A 16,554-nucleotide genomic window follows, 5' to 3' on the forward strand; every position below is an offset into this window, starting at 1 on the left:
GCTAAGGGCGGTCCCTGCGGAGCGAGCGCGGGTGCAGGCGGCGGCGCAGGCGGCGCATCCGGCCCGCCTTGGCGGTGACCATGCGGCCCAGCTCGTCGGTGTGCTCCCACGCCTGGACGGCGGCGCGCGGCTGCGGGGGCACGGGGGCGAACCGGGTGTGGTTGACCAGGTCCGCCAAGGGCCCCAAGTGCTGCAGCGCCCTCTCGCCCAAGTGGCCTTCGCCGAAGTGGGCGACCTCGTGGGCGGTGAGAGTCCGTGCGGTGGCCAGCCCCAGGTCGCTGAGATGCTCCAGGGCTTGGCGCCATGCACCCGTGACACGTGCGGCAGGGGTGCCGTTACGGCGGCGTCGACGCTTGCGCAGGGACGGTGCCAGCAGAACGGCCGCCAGGTACCCGATGACGAGCAGCCCGACCAGCGACGCCGCGTACACCCACCAGGGCAGCGGGGAATCCTCCGCCACCGGCTTCGCGGCCGCTGCTGGTGTCTGCGGCGTCTTGCCCGCACCCGAACCGCGCTGCTGCGAGGCGGCGTTCTTCTGCAGCTGCTCCAGCTTCTGCTGGGTCTCCCCCGCCGCGACCGAGTCGGAGTCCTTGGACTGAGTGGAACGCTGGGGAGTCGGGTTGAACGGGAGCCAGCCGAGCTTGTCGAACTTCACCTCTGGCCAGACCATCACGTCCCCGGCGCGCATGTTCCGTCCATCACCTGAGGCACGTCCCCCGCTGAACCCGACCATGACGCGGGTGGGCAGCCCCAGCGAACGGGCCAGGACCGCATAGCTGGTCGCGAAGTGCTCGGGAGTTCCCCGGCGGCCCTCGGACAGGAAGTAGTCGAGCTGGCGGTAGCTGTGCCCGGGCGGCGCGGTCACGTCGTACTTGGCATAGGTCTTCAGGTGAACGGCCAGCATCGCGGCCTGCTGGACCGGCGAGGCCGCTCCGGAGGTGGCGCCTTGGGCGAACCGCCGGAACTCCTCCAGCTGTACGGGTGCTTTCGTGGCCCCCGGTCCCCAGGGCAGCTGCGTCGCCGCGCGCGCTTCGGCGTCCCTGGCGATGCTCGCGGCGGCCAGCTTGTCCGCGTTCCACTCCCGGATCTCTGAGGTCACGCGGTAGCTCTGGCCGTTCCGCAGCTCCTGCGCCACCGCCAGCGTGCCGCTTGCCGGATCGACGACCACGCCGATCCCGTCCACCTGCCGGGGACGGTCGGCGGCCGGGGCCCAGACGCCCGGCAGGTCGCGGATGGTGATCTGCTGCACCGACGAGCGCCGCTTCCCGCCTCCGCCCTCCTCCTCCGGTGCCTCCGGTACGCGGCTGCCCGTGGGAACGAACCGGGCGGTGGACGACCAGGTCACGCCGTCGAACCGGTCCAGCACGGCCAGCCGCATGTTCTCCCGCCGGGCGGCCTGCACGCTGAACAGCACCTGGTCGGGGGTCAGCAGCCAGCCGCCGACCCGGTCGAGGGGGCTGACGCCGTCGCGCTGCTGCGGCGGCGGAGCCTGCACCTGCTCGCGCGGGTCGTACGGGTCGGCGCTGACGGGCACGTACGGGCCCGCGAGCAACGCCAGCGCGCCCAGCGCGGCGGCGGCGGGCACACCGAACAGGACGGGCCGCCAGACCGCCACCTTCGATCCCTCGGACGCCTCCGGCTCGGAACGGACGAGGATCAGGACGGCGATCAGCACCACGGTCGCGGCGGCCGGCCCCAGGTTGGAGCCCGGGCCGTCCACGCCGAGGAGCAGCGCGGCCCCGAAGACCGCCAGCGCGGGCAGGCACGGCAGGGCGCGCAGCGACGTCCGCAGCGCCAGCTCGGCCGCGGCGAACGCGGCCAGCCAGACCAGCACATGCACCAGCAGCAGGAACTCCGGCTTGGCGGGCGCGGGCAGCAGCGTGGTGAGGATCGACTTCCACGAGCCGAGCACTCCGGCGCGCAGCGCCTGCGGGAGCGTGCCGTCCGAGAGCGCGGGCCGCAGTACGGTCACCGCGGCCGTACCGGCCCAGGCGACCACGGTCAGGACCAGCGAGATCCACAGCGGCCAGGACCGGTTCGCCTTGCGCGGTCCCGACAGCAGCGCGCACAGCACCGTCGGGACGATCGCCGCGACGGCCACGACCGGGACCACGGGGCCGAGGCCGAAGACCCGGTGGAACGCCAGCCCGGCCACCGCCGCCAGCGACGCCGTCACGACGAGGGAGAGGTAGCGCCGCATCATCGGGACCGTCCCAGGTGGTTCCAGGCGGACGCCAGCCCGTCCAGATCGTCGACGTCGACCAGCCGGACCCCCGGCGGCGCGGACGCGGACTCCCGCGGCCGCACGCGCAGCACGACGACGCGGTCGAACCTGGTCCGTACCGCCGCGATCCGGCCGAGATCGGCGCCGCCCGGCGTGACGACGATCAGGGACCCGCCCGCGCGCACGCGCCGTACGGCGTCGACCGTCGACCGCGGTCCCTCCTCCATGCCGATCACCGTGAGCCTGTCGAGCAGGACCTCGATGTCGTCCGGGCCGCCCCGGGTGTCGGCGACCGGGCCGTTCCCGGTGAGGACCCGTACGGGGAAGTTCGCCGCCGCCGCGCCCACCGCGACCGAGGCCGCCGCGTCGACCGCCAGCTCGAAGTCGTCGGGATCGCCCCACACGCCCGGACGCGCCTCCAGCACGACCGTCGTCGTGGGCAGGCTCGCGTCCACGAGCTGGCGCACCATCAGCGTGCCGGTACGGGCCGAGGACTTCCAGTGGATGTGCCGCATCTCGTCCCCGATCACGTACTCGCGCAGCGCGTGGAACGTCGCGGTGCCCGCCGGGGACTTGTCGCTGGTCGGCCCGTCCAGGTGGTACGCGCGCCCTGAGGCGAGCAGGGCCAGCCGCACCGTCTTGGGACGCACGAGAAGCGTCTGCGGCGTGCCGTACTCCCGTACGCGCCGCGCCAAGCGCAGCGGATCGGCCCGTACGAGACGCAGTGGGCCCACCGGGATCTCCCCGCGCCGGTCGGTCGGCAGCCGGTACGTCACCGTTCGCTTGCCGCCCGGCCGGAGCCTCGGGATGTCCACCGCCACGGCGGTCGAGCCCGCCGCGTCATGGGCGGTCAGGCCCCGTACACCGGCCCGGCCCGCGTTGATGACGTGCAAGACCCCGACGGCGGGCTCGCCCCGGCCCACCTTCAACGGCGCGATCTCCCTCGACACGTCGAGCTTCGGGCTCGGCAGCGACCACAGCAGGGCACCGGCCACCGCGACCAGCCCGGCCACCGCCAGCATCGCCGGCTCCGGATACCCCAGCCACCAGCCCGCCGCGTACAGCGACGCCGACACGACCGCCGTCCCCCACCCCAACGGCGTCAGCATGGCCGCGCCTCCCTTGGGGGCGGTCCCCCAGACCCCCTGAATGGCTTCGCCATCGACTGTGCCCCCTCTGGGGGCGGTCCCCCAGACCCCCCGAATGGCTCCGCCATTGTTTTAGTGCACCCCTGCTGCCTGCGGCGTCGGCACCTTCGCCAGGACCTCGCCGACCACGTCCGCGCCCGTCCGGCCGCGCAGCTCCGCCTCCGGGGTGACGATCAGGCGGTGCGCGATGACCGGGACGGCCAGCGCCTTGACGTCCTCGGGCACCAGGAACGACCGGGCCGCCGCCGCCGCGCGGACCCGGGCGGCGCGCAGCAGCGCCAGGCTGGCGCGGGGGCTCGCGCCGAGGCGGAGTTCCGGGTGGTCACGGGTGGCCGACACCAGGCGCACCACGTAGTCGTACAGGGGCGGGGCGACGTGCAGCCGCCCGGCGAACTCGATCATCCGCGACACGTCCTCGCGGCCCGCGACCGGCTTCATCTGGTCGAGCGTCACCCCGGTCGGCGCCCCGGCCAGCACCGCCACCTCGGAGCGGTGGTCGGGGTAGCCCATCGAGATCCGCATCAGGAACCGGTCGAGCTGGGCCTCGGGCAGCGGGTACGTGCCGTCCATGTCCACCGGGTTCTGCGTCGCGATCACCAGGAACGGGCGCGGCACCGGATGCGGTGTCCCCTCGACCGTGACCCGGCGCTCCTCCATGACCTCCAGCAGCGCCGACTGCGTCTTCGGCGAGCCCCGGTTGATCTCGTCGGCCACCACCAGGTTGGCGAAGATCGGCCCGGCGTGGAACTCGAACGAGCTGCTGCCCTGGTTGAAGATCGACACTCCGGTGATGTCGCTGGGCAGCAGGTCGGGGGTGAACTGGATCCGGGTCCACTTGGCGTCCACCGTCGCCGACATCGCCCGCGCCAGCGTCGTCTTGCCCACCCCGGGCACGTCCTCCACCAGCAGGTGCCCCTCGCTGAGCAGGCAGATCAGCGCCAGCTCGACCTTCTCGCGCTTGCCCCGCACGACCTGCTCGATCGACGCCGCCAGCGTGCCGAACAGCTGCGCGAACCGTCCCGCGACGGCGTCCGCGCCCCCCATCGCCTGATTCTCGGTCACCGATCAGTTCCCCGTGAGTTGGTCATCAGTACTCGCATTCGTAGAGCGGCGCGCCGGAGATACTCCGGTGCGCGGCGTCTCCGTCGATCCCTCGTGGAGCCGGGCGATGCCACTGGACGTCGTCGCCGGCGGCCACGCCTCGGGTAGCCAAGGTCCACTTCCGACGTAGCGGGGGCGAGGGCGGTTCCGGCGGCGTTCCGGGTGACGCGCGTCACGCTACGCCCCGTTCCGAAATGAAACTGAACGCGACCCTTATGCCGGACGTCCTACCCTGGGGCAGCGCGCGACGAGATTTCGAGGTGGACGTGGACACGGTAAGCATCGCCGACCTGTGGGACCGGGTGACGGGAACACAGCCGGACCCGCCCTGGTGGCTGGTCATCCTGGTCGCGCTGGTCGCGCTGGGGGCCGTCCTGCACGGCCCCACCTGGCGGGTGGCCCGCAACGTGGTCACGATCGCCCACGAGGGCGGGCACGCCCTGCTCGCCCTGCTCACCGGGCGCAAGCTGGACGGCATCAAGCTGCACTCCGACACCTCGGGCGTGACCGTCTCGCGGGGCAAGCCGCACGGCCCCGGGATGGTCTTCACCGCGCTGGCCGGCTACCTCGCCCCGCCGCTGCTCGGCCTGCTGTTCGCCGGGCTGCTGGCGGGCGGGCGGATCACGCTGATGCTGTGGTTCTCGCTGGCCCTGCTCGCCGCGATGCTGATCATGATCCGGAACGCGTACGGGGTGCTGTCGATCGTCGCCACCGGAGCGATCATCTTCGGCGTCTCCTGGCTCGGCGGCGCCAAGATCCAGGCGGGCTTCGCCTACCTGGCCGCGTTCTTCCTGCTGTTCGCCGCCGCCCGGCCGGTGATCGAGCTGCAGCGGATGCGCGCCCGCCACATGGCCCCCAGCTCCGACGCCGACCAGCTCGCCCACCTCACCGGCGTCCCGGGCCTCGCCTGGGTCACGTTCTTCGCGGTGGTGGCCCTAGGCGCCCTGCTCACCGGCGGGCTCCTGCTGACCCCCGACTCCACGTCCCTGCCCGACCTCCCCGCCTCGGTCGGGCAGTAGCCCGGGCCGGATGCGGTCAGGGCCCTGCCCCTCGGGGACGGAACGGGCCCACGATGGCCCATGGCCAACAAGAAGCTCGACCGCGCCGCGTACCGCCGCAAGCGCAAGTCGCGGCTGCGCAAGACCCGCCACCGCAGCCGGCCGACCACCGGCAAGGGCAGGCGCCGCTGATCGGCCCCGATCCCGCTCCCCCGCGATTCCCCCAAGAGCGGGTTGAGTGTCCGACCCTGTCGATAGTTTCGACACTGTGAGCGATCGATGGGATCGGGGGCAGGTGCTCGGGCTGGCATCCGACGCGGCATCGGCCAAGGCGGCGGGGAGCGCGTCCAAGCCCGCCAAGTGGAGCGGGACGGGGTGTGACGGCGACGCCTTGTGGGGCGAGTGCGAGGGGAGCGGCAGGAGCGTCTACCGTGCGTCGGTCGATCTGTCCGAGCCGGCGTTCCGGTGCTCGTGCCCGAGCCGCAAGTTCCCCTGCAAGCATGCCCTCGGGCTGCTGTTGCTGTGGAGCGACGGCACGGTACGGGAAGGGCCGCGACCGGGCTGGGTGGCCGAGTGGGTCGAGCAGCGGCAGGAACGTGCGGACAAGGCCCAGGAGCGCAAGCAGAGCACTGCGGCGAAGGCCAGGGATCCCAAGACCGCCGAACGGCGTGAGCAGCGGGTCGATGGAGGCCTGGCCGATCTCGACCAATGGCTGCGCGATCAGGTGGCGCATGGGCTCGCGCAGGCGGAGAAGGCGCCGTACAAGCTGTGGGACGACGCCGCGCGGCGGCTCGTCGACGCGCAGGCCGGGGCGCTCGCCGGGCAGGTCAAGGGCCTGGCGGCGATTCCGCGGCAGGCGGGCTGGCCTGACCGGCTGCTGGAGGAGTACGCGCTGCTGCGGCTGCTGGTGCGGGCCCATCAGCGGCGCGAGAAGTTGCCTGCGGCGCTGCGCGAGACCGTACGGTCGCGGATCGGCTTCACCGTCCAGCAGGAGGACGTCCTGCGCGCGGGCGAGCGGGTCCGCGACCGCTGGCACGTGATCGGGTCGCGGGACGTGCCGCAGGAGCAGCTCACGACCCGGCGGGTGTGGCTGCGCGGGAGCGTGACGGGGCGGCCCGCGCTGGTGCTGTCGTTCGCCGCCCCGGGGCGTCCGCTGGACGCCTCGCTCATGGTGGGGACCGAGATCAACGCCGAGCTGGCCTTCTACCCTGGGGCGCAGCCGCTGCGGGCTCTGGTGGCCGACCGTCTGGAGACGGCGAGTGCGAGCAGGCCGGGCGGTGTGACGATCGGGGCGTTCCTGGACGAGTACGCGACGGCGCTGGGGCGCGATCCCTGGCTGGACCGCTGGCCCGCGTTGCTGGGCGGCGTACGGCTCGCGCGGGCCGGCGGGCTCCAGGCCGTCGACGAGCACGGCGACGCCCTGCCGCTGCTGCCGGTCGAGCCGTGGCGGCTGCTGGCGGTGTCGGGGGGCGAGCCCGTGACGTTCGCCGGCGAGTGGTCGCGGCGCGGCCTGCGCCCGCTGGCCGCCTGGGCCGGCGATGAGGGGGTGGTGATCCTGTGAGCCTGTGGAGCGAGCATGTCAGCGCGGCGTTGCTGGGCACCGAACGGCGGCCCGCGCCGGCGCTGCCCGGCACCCCGGCGGGAGACGATGATCCGGCGGGCCGGCTGCTGGACCAGGCGGCCGTCCTCGCGCTGCGCCGGCGGGCGGGGCACCGGCCGCTGAGCGGCGCCGACCCGATCGCGCCCGCGCCGCAGGAGCCCGTCCCGGCCGTGCCCGCGGCGGCGGGGAGTCGGCTGGCGCGGATCCTGGGCGGCGAGCAGATCCGGGTGCTGCCCGAGTGGCTGGACGCCGCCGCCGATCATGGCTACCGGGTGCCCTCGCGGCTGCTGCCCGAGCTGCTGGAGAAGGGGCGCAGCGACCGGGTGCTGCGCCCGGCCATCGCACGGGCCGCCGGGCGGCGCGGCGTGTGGCTGGCGCTGCAGAACACCGACTGGGCCTACCTGGTCGGGTCGGGCGACGATCCGGGCGGCGACGCGGAGGTCTGGGAGACCGGGACGCGGCAGCAGCGGGTCGCGCACCTGACCCGGCTGCGCGGCACCGATCCGGCGGCGGCGCGGGAGGCTCTGGGCCAGACGTGGGCGCGCGAGCCCGCGCCGGATCGGGCGGCGTTCCTGGCGACGTTCGAGCACGGGCTCTCGTCAGGTGACGAGGAGTTCCTTGAGCAGGCCCTGGAGGACCGGGGCAAGGACGTCCGGCAGCTCGCGTCCGACCTGCTGGCCCGGCTGCCCGACTCGGCGTACGGGCGGCGGATGGCCGTGCGGGCCCGCGACTGCCTGCGGCCCGAGACCCGTACCGTACGGGAGCGCGCGGAGACCTGGATCGTGGTCGAGCCGCCCCGTACCCACGACGAGGACCTGGCCAGGGACGGCGTCCCGTTCCATCCGACCGGGTCGTTCGCGCCCGGGCGGCGGGCGGGCGGGCCGGTCGGCACCCGGGCGGCCTGGCTGCGCGAGATCCTGGCCCGGACGCCGCTGCCGGCCTGGACCGAGCTGTTCGGGCTGCCGCCGATGGAGATCGTCTGCCTGCCGGTCGCCGCCGCGTCCGACCCCGACGGCCGTAGTGCCCGCGACGTCCACATCGGCTGGGCCCGGGCAGCGCTGCGCCAGCGCGACACCGCCTGGGCCAGGGCGCTGCTCAAGGGCGGCGTGGTCGTGGACGAGCCGGAGGCGCTGGCCGACCTGCTGGCGGTGCTGCCCGTCGACGAGCGCGACGCGGCCGCCGCCGACCTGATCGGCTGGGTCGAAGGCCAGCCCGATCTGCTGCGCGTGCTGGAACGGGTTCCCGGCCCGTGGCGGGGCGCGCTCGCCGAGGCGGTCGTCGCGACGATCGGGATGGCCGCCGAACGCTCCTCGCACCGGCACGAGCACACGCTCACCCAGCTGTGCCGGCTGGCCGACCAGCGGCTGACCCCGGACGCGGCCCCCCGCCTGGAGTCCCTGGCGCCTCCGGCCGGCACCGAGGCCGCGACGGCCCACGCCCTCACCGAACTGACCGGCACCCTGCGCTTCCGCCACGAAATGCTGAAGGAGCTCTCCCTGTGACCGAGACGGTTCTCCGGCCGCATGCCGAACAGCAGTACGCCGACGAGCTGGCCCGGCTGGCCGAGCATGACGACCGCACCCGCCCGCCCGGCTGGAAGCTGTCCCCTTGGGCCGTCACCACGTACCTCCTGGGCGGCGAGCTGCCCGACGGCTCCGCCATCAGCCCCAAGTACGTGGGCTCGCGCCGCCTGATGGAGGTCGCGGTGGCGACCCTGGCCACCGACCGCGCGCTGCTGCTGCTCGGTGTCCCCGGCACCGCCAAGACGTGGGTGTCGGAGCACCTGGCCGCCGCCGTCAGCGGCGACTCGACGCTGCTCGTCCAGGGCACCGCCGGCACGGCCGAAGAGGCGATCCGGTACGGGTGGAACTACGCCCGCCTGCTCGCCGAAGGCCCTTCGGAGCAGGCGCTGGTCGAGAGTCCGATGATGCGGGCGATGCGGCGCGGCTCGGTGGCCCGGATCGAGGAACTGACCCGGATGCCCAGCGACGTCCAGGACGCCCTGATCACGATCCTGTCCGAGAAGACGCTGCCGGTCCCCGAGCTCAACACCGAGGTCCAGGCGATCAAGGGCTTCACGGTCATCGCCACCGCCAACGACCGCGACCGGGGCGTCAACGAGCTGTCCAGCGCGCTGCGCCGGCGGTTCAACACCGTCGTGCTGCCGCTGCCCGAGTCGGTCGAGGACGAGGTCGACATCGTCTCCCGCCGCGTCGGCCAGATCGGCTCCTCGCTCGAACTGCCGGAGACCCCTGCGGGCCTGGAGGAGATCCGCCGGGTCGTCACCGTGTTCCGGGAGCTGCGCGGCGGCCTCAGCGCCGACGGCCGTACCAAGCTCAAGTCGCCCAGCAGCACGCTGAGCACCGCCGAGGCGATCTCGGTGATCACCAGCGGGCTCGCCCTGGCCGCCCACTTCGGCGACGGCGTGCTGCGCGCCGCCGACGTGGCCGGCGGCATCGTCGGCGCCGTGGTCCAGGACCCGGTCTCCGACCAGGTCGTCTGGCAGGAGTACCTGGAGACCGTCGTCCGCGAGCGTCCCGAATGGCGCGACTTCTACCGCGCCTGCCGGGAGGTCTCGTGACGGTGGACCGCGGCGAGAGCGGCCGGGTCGAGGTCTACGGCATCCGCCACCACGGCCCCGGCTCGGCACGCGCCGTGCGGCGGGCCCTGGAGGACTTCAAGCCCGGCGCGGTGCTGATCGAGGGCCCGCCCGAGGCCGATCCGATCGTCGAGCTGGCCGGTGACCCCGGCATGGTCCCGCCGGTGGCCCTGCTCGCGTACGCGCCCGGCCAGACTCCGGCGCCCAGCGGTGAGACCGCGCCGGGCGGCACCGAGCGGCAGGCGGCGTTCTGGCCGTTCGCCGAGTTCAGCCCCGAGTGGCAGGCCATCCGCTACGCCCTGGACGCGGGCGTCCCCGTCCGCTTCTGCGACCTCCCGGCCGCCCATCAGCTGGCCCGATCGCCGGAGCCGGAGCCCCCGGCCGACCAGGCCGTACCCGACGAGCGGCCCGAGGAGTCCGGCGAGCAGGCGGCGGGGGCCGATGAGGGCGAACCGGCCGGTGAGGAGGCGGCCGAGCGGGAGATCCGGATGGATCCGCTCGGCTGGCTGGCCAAGGCGGCCGGGTACGACGACGCCGAGCGCTGGTGGGACGACGTGGTCGAGCATCGGCACGGCGGGCCGTCCCCGTTCCCGGCCATCGCCGAGGCGATGACCGAGTTGCGCGAGCAGCTGGCCGCGCTCCCCGGCCGTGGCTTCACCGGCCTGCCGGCCGGCTATCTGGAACGCGAGGAGCAGCGCGAGGCGCACATGCGGCGGACCCTGCGCCGCGCCCTCAAGGAGGGGCACGAGCGGGTGGCGGTGGTCTGCGGCGCCTGGCATGTACCGGCCCTGCTGGAGAAGGTCCCGGCGACCCGCGACGACCAGACGCTGCGGGGGCTGCCCAAGGCGAAGGTCGCGATGACCTGGGTGCCGTGGACGCACGGGCGGCTGGCCAACCGTTCGGGGTACGGCGCGGGCGTGCGGTCGCCTGGCTGGTACCACCACCTGTTCACGGCCCCCGACCGTCCCGTCGAACGCTGGCTGACCGAGGCCGCGCGGGTGCTCCGCGACGAGGACCTGCACGTCTCGTCGGCGCACGTGATCGAGGGCGTACGGCTCGCGGACGCGCTGGCCGCACTGCGCGGGCGGCCGCTGGCCGGGCTCGACGAGATCAACGAGGCCACCCGGGCCGTGCTGTGCGAGGGCGCCGAGCTGCCGGTGGAGCTGATCCAGCGGCGGATGGTGGTCGGCGAGCGGCTGGGCGCCGTACCGGACCGTACCCCGATGGTGCCGCTGCAGCGCGACCTGGAGGCCGAGCGGGGCCGGCTCAGGCTCAAGAAGTCGGCGCTCGACAAGGAGCAGGATCTCGACCTGCGCAGGCCGATCGACCTCGACCGCAGCCGGCTGCTGCACCGGCTCCGGCTGCTGAACGTCGACTGGGGCGTCCCTGAGGAGGGCGGCGGCCGGTCGAAGGGCACGTTCCGCGAGACCTGGACGCTGATGTGGCGGCCGGAGTTCGATGTGGAGCTGATCGAGGCCAGCGCGTGGGGCACCACCGTGCTGGGCGCCGCCACCGCCCGCGCGGAGGCCATGGCCGCGCACGCCGGGGCGCTGCCGGAGCTGACCTCGGTCGCCGAACGCTGCCTGCTGGCCGACCTCGGCGGCGCGCTGCCCGCGGTGATGCGGGCCCTGGCCGACCGCGCGGCCGTGGACGCCGACGTCGCGCACCTGATGTCCGCGCTGCCCGCGCTGGTCCGGGCGCTGCGGTACGGCGACGTGCGCGGCACCTCCACCGGCCCGCTCCGTACCGTCGTCGACGGCCTGGTCGTCCGGGTCTGCGTCGGCCTGCCGCCCGCCGTCGGCGCCCTCGACGACGACGCGGCCCGCGAGATGCTGGCGCACATCGACGCGGTGCACGGCGCGCTGGCACTGCTGAACGACGCCGATCACCTCGAGCGCTGGCGGCGCACGCTGCACGGCGTCATCGACCGTTCCGGCCTGCACGGGCTGCTCGAAGGCCGGCTGACGCGGCTGCTGCTGGACGCCGGCGGGCTGCCCGACGTGGCCGACCGGATGGCCCGCTCGGTCTCGGTCGGCGCGGCCCCCGAGCGCGCCGCCGCGTGGGTGGAGGGCTTCCTGTCCGGCGGCGGCCTGATCCTGGTCCACGACGACGACCTGCTGCGGCTGGTCGACTCCTGGATCGCGGGCCTGCCCGGCGACTCGTTCACCGACGTGCTGCCCCTGCTGCGCCGCACGTTCGGCGGCTACGCCTCCGCCGAGCGCCGCACGATCGGTGAACGCGTACGGCACCTGGACACGCCCCGCGCCCCTGCCCGCCAGGACGATCAGGACCACGACCCCGAACGCGCCTCCCGCGCCGCCGCGACCGTCCTGCAGATCCTCGGCTGGAAGGCCCCCGCGTGATCACCCGGCTCCACACTTCAAAAGATGTGATCTAGCTAGTGTCATTTTCTTGCTCATTGTTACTCAGAGTTGTTTATAGTGAGCGGCGTGTATCAGATCGGAGAGTTCGGGAAGCGTATCGGCCGCTCCCCGTCCACCGTTCGCCGGTGGGTGCGGGAGGAAATGGTGCAGGACCTGCTGGCGATCGTGCACACCTTTTCGTGTGGCCTGTACGGGCTGCGGAAGTACGAGAAGGAACTCGAGGGCGATCTTGGGGGCGGCCGGTGAAGGTCACCCGCATCGCCTACAGCCAGAATCTGAATGCGGGCAAGTACGCCCAGCTCCAAGAGCAGGCCGCGCGGCTCGGTGCCGTAAGGGCGAAGGTCTGGCGGGAGTACGGCTCCGTCGCCGGAGCCGACACCAAAGACCGCGCGATCCGCGACCGGTGGATGCGCGACGGCACTGCCGCCGGCTTCGGTGTGCTGGCGAACGCATGGAAGGAGACCGTCCGCGACGCGTTCGCCGACATCACCGCCAACCGTGAGGCCGCGAAGGTCAAGGTCCGCTCGGCCGTCGCCAAGCTGAAGGTGTCCGAGGCGGAGAAGAAGCGGCTGTTCACCGCGCTCAGGCGAGACCGGTGGGTCGACGATCGGTATCTGTCCCGGATGATGCGTGAGCACTGGCGACGAGGCCGTAGCAGCAGCCGCAACCAGATCGTGGTGCGCTCCGACCAGTACCGCACCTTCACCCTCGCCGACGGCGGCAACGTTTGGCTTGCGGTTCCCGGCCTGGTGCGGCGGCAGCTGGTCAAGATCCCGCTGGACACCACCGTCGCGCCGGCCGGAACCCTCCGGCTCATGCTCCGCACCGGCCGGGTCGAGGTGCACTACGCCATCGACGCCGACACGATGAAGTCTTCGCGACGCCCCGTCGGTAACGCCAAGATCGGCGTGGACAAGGGATACACCGAAGTCCTCACCGATTCCGACGGCGCCCACCACGGAGCATGCCTGGGCGTTCTGCTGTCCTGCGAGTCCGACTACCGCAAGGCCAAAGGCCGGCGGCGGGCCAAGCTACGCACCATCGCGGAAAAGGCCCAGGAACGCGGCGACCTGGCCAAGGCCCGCCGCATCCGTGACAACAACCTCGGCACCAGCAAGCGTGAGCGGCGATCGAGTTCCTGGAAGTGCCGCGTGCGCGACCTGACGTTCAAGGCCGTGCACGAGGTCTTCGACAAGGCCCACACCGTGGTCGCCGAAGACCTCACCAAGACGTTCTCTGGCCGCAAGAAGAGGTTGGGGAAGAACACCAACCGGCGCCTGGCTGCCTGGACCAAGGGCATCACCGCCGAGGCGCTGGCGGCCGTATCGGACCGCAGAGGTTCTGCGGTGCGGCTGGTCAACGCTGCCTACACCTCACAAGCCATCCCCCACACCGACATCCTCGGTGTCCGTGCGGGGGACCGGCTTCACTGCACCCGGTGCGGGGCGGTGTGGCAAGCGGACCACGCGGCAGCGATCAACATCCTGCACAGGGACGGAGACCCCGATATCTCCCTGCACACACCGCACACGCGGGTCAGGCAGATCCTGAAGGAACGTGACGATCGCCAACGGACCAGACTGCCGGTCCAGGACTCCAGCACCCAGCAAACCTGCCGGTGCGGAGAGCGAAACATCCGATCTTGCTCAACTCAGGGCAGCAAGGAGGAAGCAGGTTGCGTTGAACATCGATGAGCGGCTCAAGCGCTGGCGGCTGGTGCTCGGCGGCGAGGGCGGCTCCGAGGGCACCGGAGCCCGGCTCTCCGCCGAGGAGACGCGGATGGACGGTGCCCTGGAGAAGCTGTACGGCGCCGGAGAGAACGGCCGGTCCCGTTCCGGCCGCCGTGGCGCGGGCCTGGGCGACTCGGCGCCGACCGTGGCGCGCTGGCTGGGCGACATCCGCTCCTACTTCCCGTCCACCGTCGTCCAGGTGATGCAGAAGGACGCGATCGAGCGGCTCGACCTCACCCGGCTCCTGCTCGAGCCCGAGATGCTGGACGCCGTCGAGCCCGACGTCCATCTCGTCGGCACGCTGCTGTCGCTCAACCAGGTGATGCCCGACCGGGCCCGCGAGTCCGCCCGTACCGTCGTCCGCAAGGTCGTCCAGGATCTGGAGCGGCGGCTGGCCCAGCGCACCCGCTCGGCCGTCGGCGGCGCGCTGGACCGCTCGGCGCGCGTGCTCCGTCCGCGCCGCCTCGCCGACGTCGACTGGAACCGGACGATCCGCGCCAACCTGCGCCACTACCTCCCCCAGCACGGCACCCTCGTACCGGAGCGCCTGATCGGGTACGGCCGCCGGCAGCAGGCCGTCAAGCGCGACGTGGTGCTGTGCATCGACCAGAGCGGCTCGATGGCCGCCTCGGTGGTGTACGCGAGCGTGTTCGGTGCCGTGCTGGCCTCGATGCGGTCGCTGCGCACGTCCCTGGTCGTGTTCGACACGGCGGTCGTGGACCTCACCGACCAGCTGCACGACCCGGTCGAGCTGCTGTTCGGTACGCAGCTCGGCGGCGGCACCGACATCAACCGGGCGCTGGCCTACTGCCAGGGCCTGATCACCCGCCCGAACGACTCGATCATGGTGCTGATCAGCGATCTGTACGAGGGCGGCGTCCGGGCCGAGATGCTGCAGCGGGTCGCGGCGCTGACCGCCGCGGGCGTCCAGGTGATCGTCCTGCTGGCCCTGTCGGACGAGGGCGCGCCGGCCCACGACCATGACAACGCCGCCGCCCTCGCCGCGCTGGGAGTCCCGGCGTTCGCCTGCACGCCCGACGCCTTCCCCGATCTCATGGCCGCCGCCGTGGAGCGCCGCGACCTCAAGGAATGGGCCGAACGCAGCCTCTGAGCCCGAACGCAGCCGCTGGGCCCGGCGCGGGTCAGCGGGATCGCAGGCCCAGGGCCAGGAGCAGGACGACGATCGCGGTCACGCCGGCGTGCACGGCCAGCGCGGAGGCCTGCACCGTGACCAGGGCGCTCGCGGCACCCCACATCGCGACCCGGACGACCCGTACGGCCAGCACCGTCCAGGCCGCGGCCCGGCTGCCGCGCCAGGCCAGCACCACGCCCACCAGCGTGATCACCGCCAGCAGGACGAAGGAGCCCGCCACCGCCGAGAGCCACCGGCCGTCCGGCCCCCGGGTCAGGTCGGGTCGCGCGACGAAGATCGCGAGTGACGCCACGTCGAGGGCCGCCAGCAGCGCCGCCAGAACCAGTCCCGTGACCACCGCGGCACTGCGCGGCAGCCGCCGGAACGTCCTCGGCCTCCCGGGTGTCCCCTGTGCCCCACCAGGATCTCGCTGGTCGGGCACAGGCCCGCCCGGCGGCATCCCTTGCGCCGGGGCGCCTGCGCCAGGCGGACCCGCCTGACCGTACGGGCTCCACTGGTCGGGCACAGGGCCGCCCGGCGGAACCCCTTGCGCCGGGCTGCCTGAGCCCGGCTGACCGTAAGGGTTCCGCTGATCAGGCACAGGGCCGCTCGGCGGAACGGGGCCGTCTTGTGGCCTGTGCGGGACGGTCGGCTCCGGCGGGGGAGCGAGCGTGGCGCTTTGCCGGGGCGAGGCCATGGGCGTGGGCGGCGCGGGGTCGGCGGGGTGGGATGTACGGGGCGCGGTCTTGTTGGAGGACTTCTCACCGAGGAGCCAGAGGAGGGCTTCCTCGGCGGAGGGACGGGCCGTGGGGTCTTTGCGGAGGCACGCGGAGGCGACGTCGGCGATCTCGTCGGGGAGGACGGAGATGTCGGGGGTCTCGGTCAGGATCCGGTTCATCACGACGGGGACGGAGGGGCCGGCGAACGGGTCGCGTCCGGTGGCGGCGTACAGGAGGGTGACGGCCCAGGCGAACAGGTCGGCGGCGGGGCCGATGGCGGCGCCGGCGAACTGCTCGGGGGCCATGTACGTGGGGGTGCCGATGAGCTGGCTGGTGAGGGTGGCCTCGGAGTCCAGGGCGCGGGCGATGCCGAAGTCGATGACGCGGGGGCCGTCGGGGCCCATCAGGACGTTGTGCGGCTTGAAGTCGCGGTGCACGATGCCGGCGCGGTGGATGGCGGTGAGGGCGGTCACCGAGCTGATCGCCAGCCGGTCGAGGTCGGCGCCGGCACGGGGGCCGCGGTCGGTGACGAGCTCGCGCAGGGACGGGCCGGGGATGTACTCGCTGACGATGTACGGGCGGTCGCCGTCCATGTCGGCCGCCAGCATCTGGGCCGTGCAGAAGCCGGCGACGCGCTGGAGCAGGGCGAGTTCGCGGACGAAGCGGGCACGGGCGTCGGAGCCGGCGAGCACCCGGGCGTGCAGGAGCTTGATCGCGACCTGGTCGTCGCCCGATCGCGCGAGGTAGACCACGCCCTGGCCACCGGTGCCCAGCCGGGCGAGGATCTCGTACCCGCCCAGCCGTACGGGGTCGGCGGGGCTCAGTGGAAGTGTCATCGCGTCCCCGTTACGAAAATACGCACAATTGACCAGGCACAAAACCCGCCTCCGTGGCATCAAAGAGTATAGGTTTCGACCGG

11 protein-coding genes and 1 pseudogene are annotated in these 16,554 nt (G+C 73.1%); 8 read left to right on the top strand and 4 right to left on the bottom strand.

Going from position 1 to position 16,554, the window contains the following annotated elements:
* Position 1 precedes the first annotated feature (1 nt).
* The 3 genes from ACH34Q_RS00950 to ACH34Q_RS00960 form a co-directional block, all read right to left on the bottom strand.
* Positions 2-2,203, bottom strand: coding sequence for a DUF3488 and transglutaminase-like domain-containing protein (locus tag ACH34Q_RS00950; protein WP_395980734.1), 2,202 nt, complete (start codon positions 2,201-2,203; stop codon positions 2-4).
* On the bottom strand, positions 2,200-3,333 hold the full coding sequence (locus tag ACH34Q_RS00955; RefSeq protein WP_395980735.1) for a DUF58 domain-containing protein: 1,134 nt from the start codon (positions 3,331-3,333) through the stop codon (positions 2,200-2,202). The genes ACH34Q_RS00950 and ACH34Q_RS00955 overlap by 4 nt, the downstream gene beginning before the upstream one ends.
* Positions 3,334-3,444: 111 nt before the next feature.
* Positions 3,445-4,434 (bottom strand): AAA family ATPase, encoded by a 990-nt coding sequence (locus ACH34Q_RS00960; RefSeq protein WP_395980736.1) that lies wholly within the window; start codon positions 4,432-4,434, stop codon positions 3,445-3,447.
* Between the two features lie 305 nt (positions 4,435-4,739).
* Here ACH34Q_RS00960 and ACH34Q_RS00965 point away from each other — a divergent pair, with 305 nt between their 5' ends.
* The 8 genes and pseudogenes from ACH34Q_RS00965 (at position 4,740) to ACH34Q_RS01000 (ending at position 14,895) form a co-directional block, all read left to right on the top strand.
* Positions 4,740-5,492, top strand: a complete 753-nt coding sequence (locus ACH34Q_RS00965; protein WP_395980737.1) for a M50 family metallopeptidase — start codon at positions 4,740-4,742, stop codon at positions 5,490-5,492.
* A 247-nt stretch (positions 5,493-5,739) separates the two neighbouring features.
* Entirely contained in the window at positions 5,740-7,032 is a 1,293-nt protein-coding gene (locus ACH34Q_RS00970; RefSeq protein WP_395980738.1) for an SWIM zinc finger family protein, read from the top strand.
* Complete coding sequence (locus tag ACH34Q_RS00975) at positions 7,029-8,573, top strand: DUF5691 domain-containing protein (protein WP_395980739.1); 1,545 nt, start codon at positions 7,029-7,031, stop codon at positions 8,571-8,573. The genes ACH34Q_RS00970 and ACH34Q_RS00975 overlap by 4 nt, the downstream gene beginning before the upstream one ends.
* Positions 8,570-9,652, top strand: a complete 1,083-nt coding sequence (locus ACH34Q_RS00980) for an AAA family ATPase (protein ID WP_395980740.1) — start codon at positions 8,570-8,572, stop codon at positions 9,650-9,652. Before ACH34Q_RS00975 ends, ACH34Q_RS00980 begins: the two co-directional genes overlap by 4 nt.
* A complete protein-coding gene (locus ACH34Q_RS00985; protein ID WP_395980741.1) occupies positions 9,649-12,033 on the top strand; it encodes a DUF5682 family protein in 2,385 nt (794 codons plus the stop codon). Before ACH34Q_RS00980 ends, ACH34Q_RS00985 begins: the two co-directional genes overlap by 4 nt.
* Before the next feature lie 153 nt (positions 12,034-12,186).
* Positions 12,187-12,300: pseudogene (locus tag ACH34Q_RS00990) on the top strand (IS607 family transposase); the annotation flags it as partial.
* Positions 12,297-13,748 (top strand): zinc ribbon domain-containing protein, encoded by a 1,452-nt coding sequence (locus ACH34Q_RS00995; protein ID WP_395980742.1) that lies wholly within the window; start codon positions 12,297-12,299, stop codon positions 13,746-13,748. The pseudogene ACH34Q_RS00990 and the gene ACH34Q_RS00995, both read left to right, overlap by 4 nt.
* On the top strand, positions 13,735-14,895 hold the full coding sequence (locus ACH34Q_RS01000; RefSeq protein WP_395980743.1) for a VWA domain-containing protein: 1,161 nt from the start codon (positions 13,735-13,737) through the stop codon (positions 14,893-14,895). Before ACH34Q_RS00995 ends, ACH34Q_RS01000 begins: the two co-directional genes overlap by 14 nt.
* Positions 14,896-14,926: 31 nt before the next feature.
* Here ACH34Q_RS01000 and ACH34Q_RS01005 read toward each other — a convergent pair whose 3' ends face one another.
* On the bottom strand, positions 14,927-16,471 hold the full coding sequence (locus tag ACH34Q_RS01005; RefSeq protein ID WP_395980744.1) for a protein kinase: 1,545 nt from the start codon (positions 16,469-16,471) through the stop codon (positions 14,927-14,929).
* Positions 16,472-16,554 lie beyond the last annotated feature (83 nt).

Origin of the sequence: Actinomadura sp. 9N407 (assembly GCF_044326315.1) — a bacterium.
GTDB lineage: Bacteria > Actinomycetota > Actinomycetes > Streptosporangiales > Streptosporangiaceae > Spirillospora.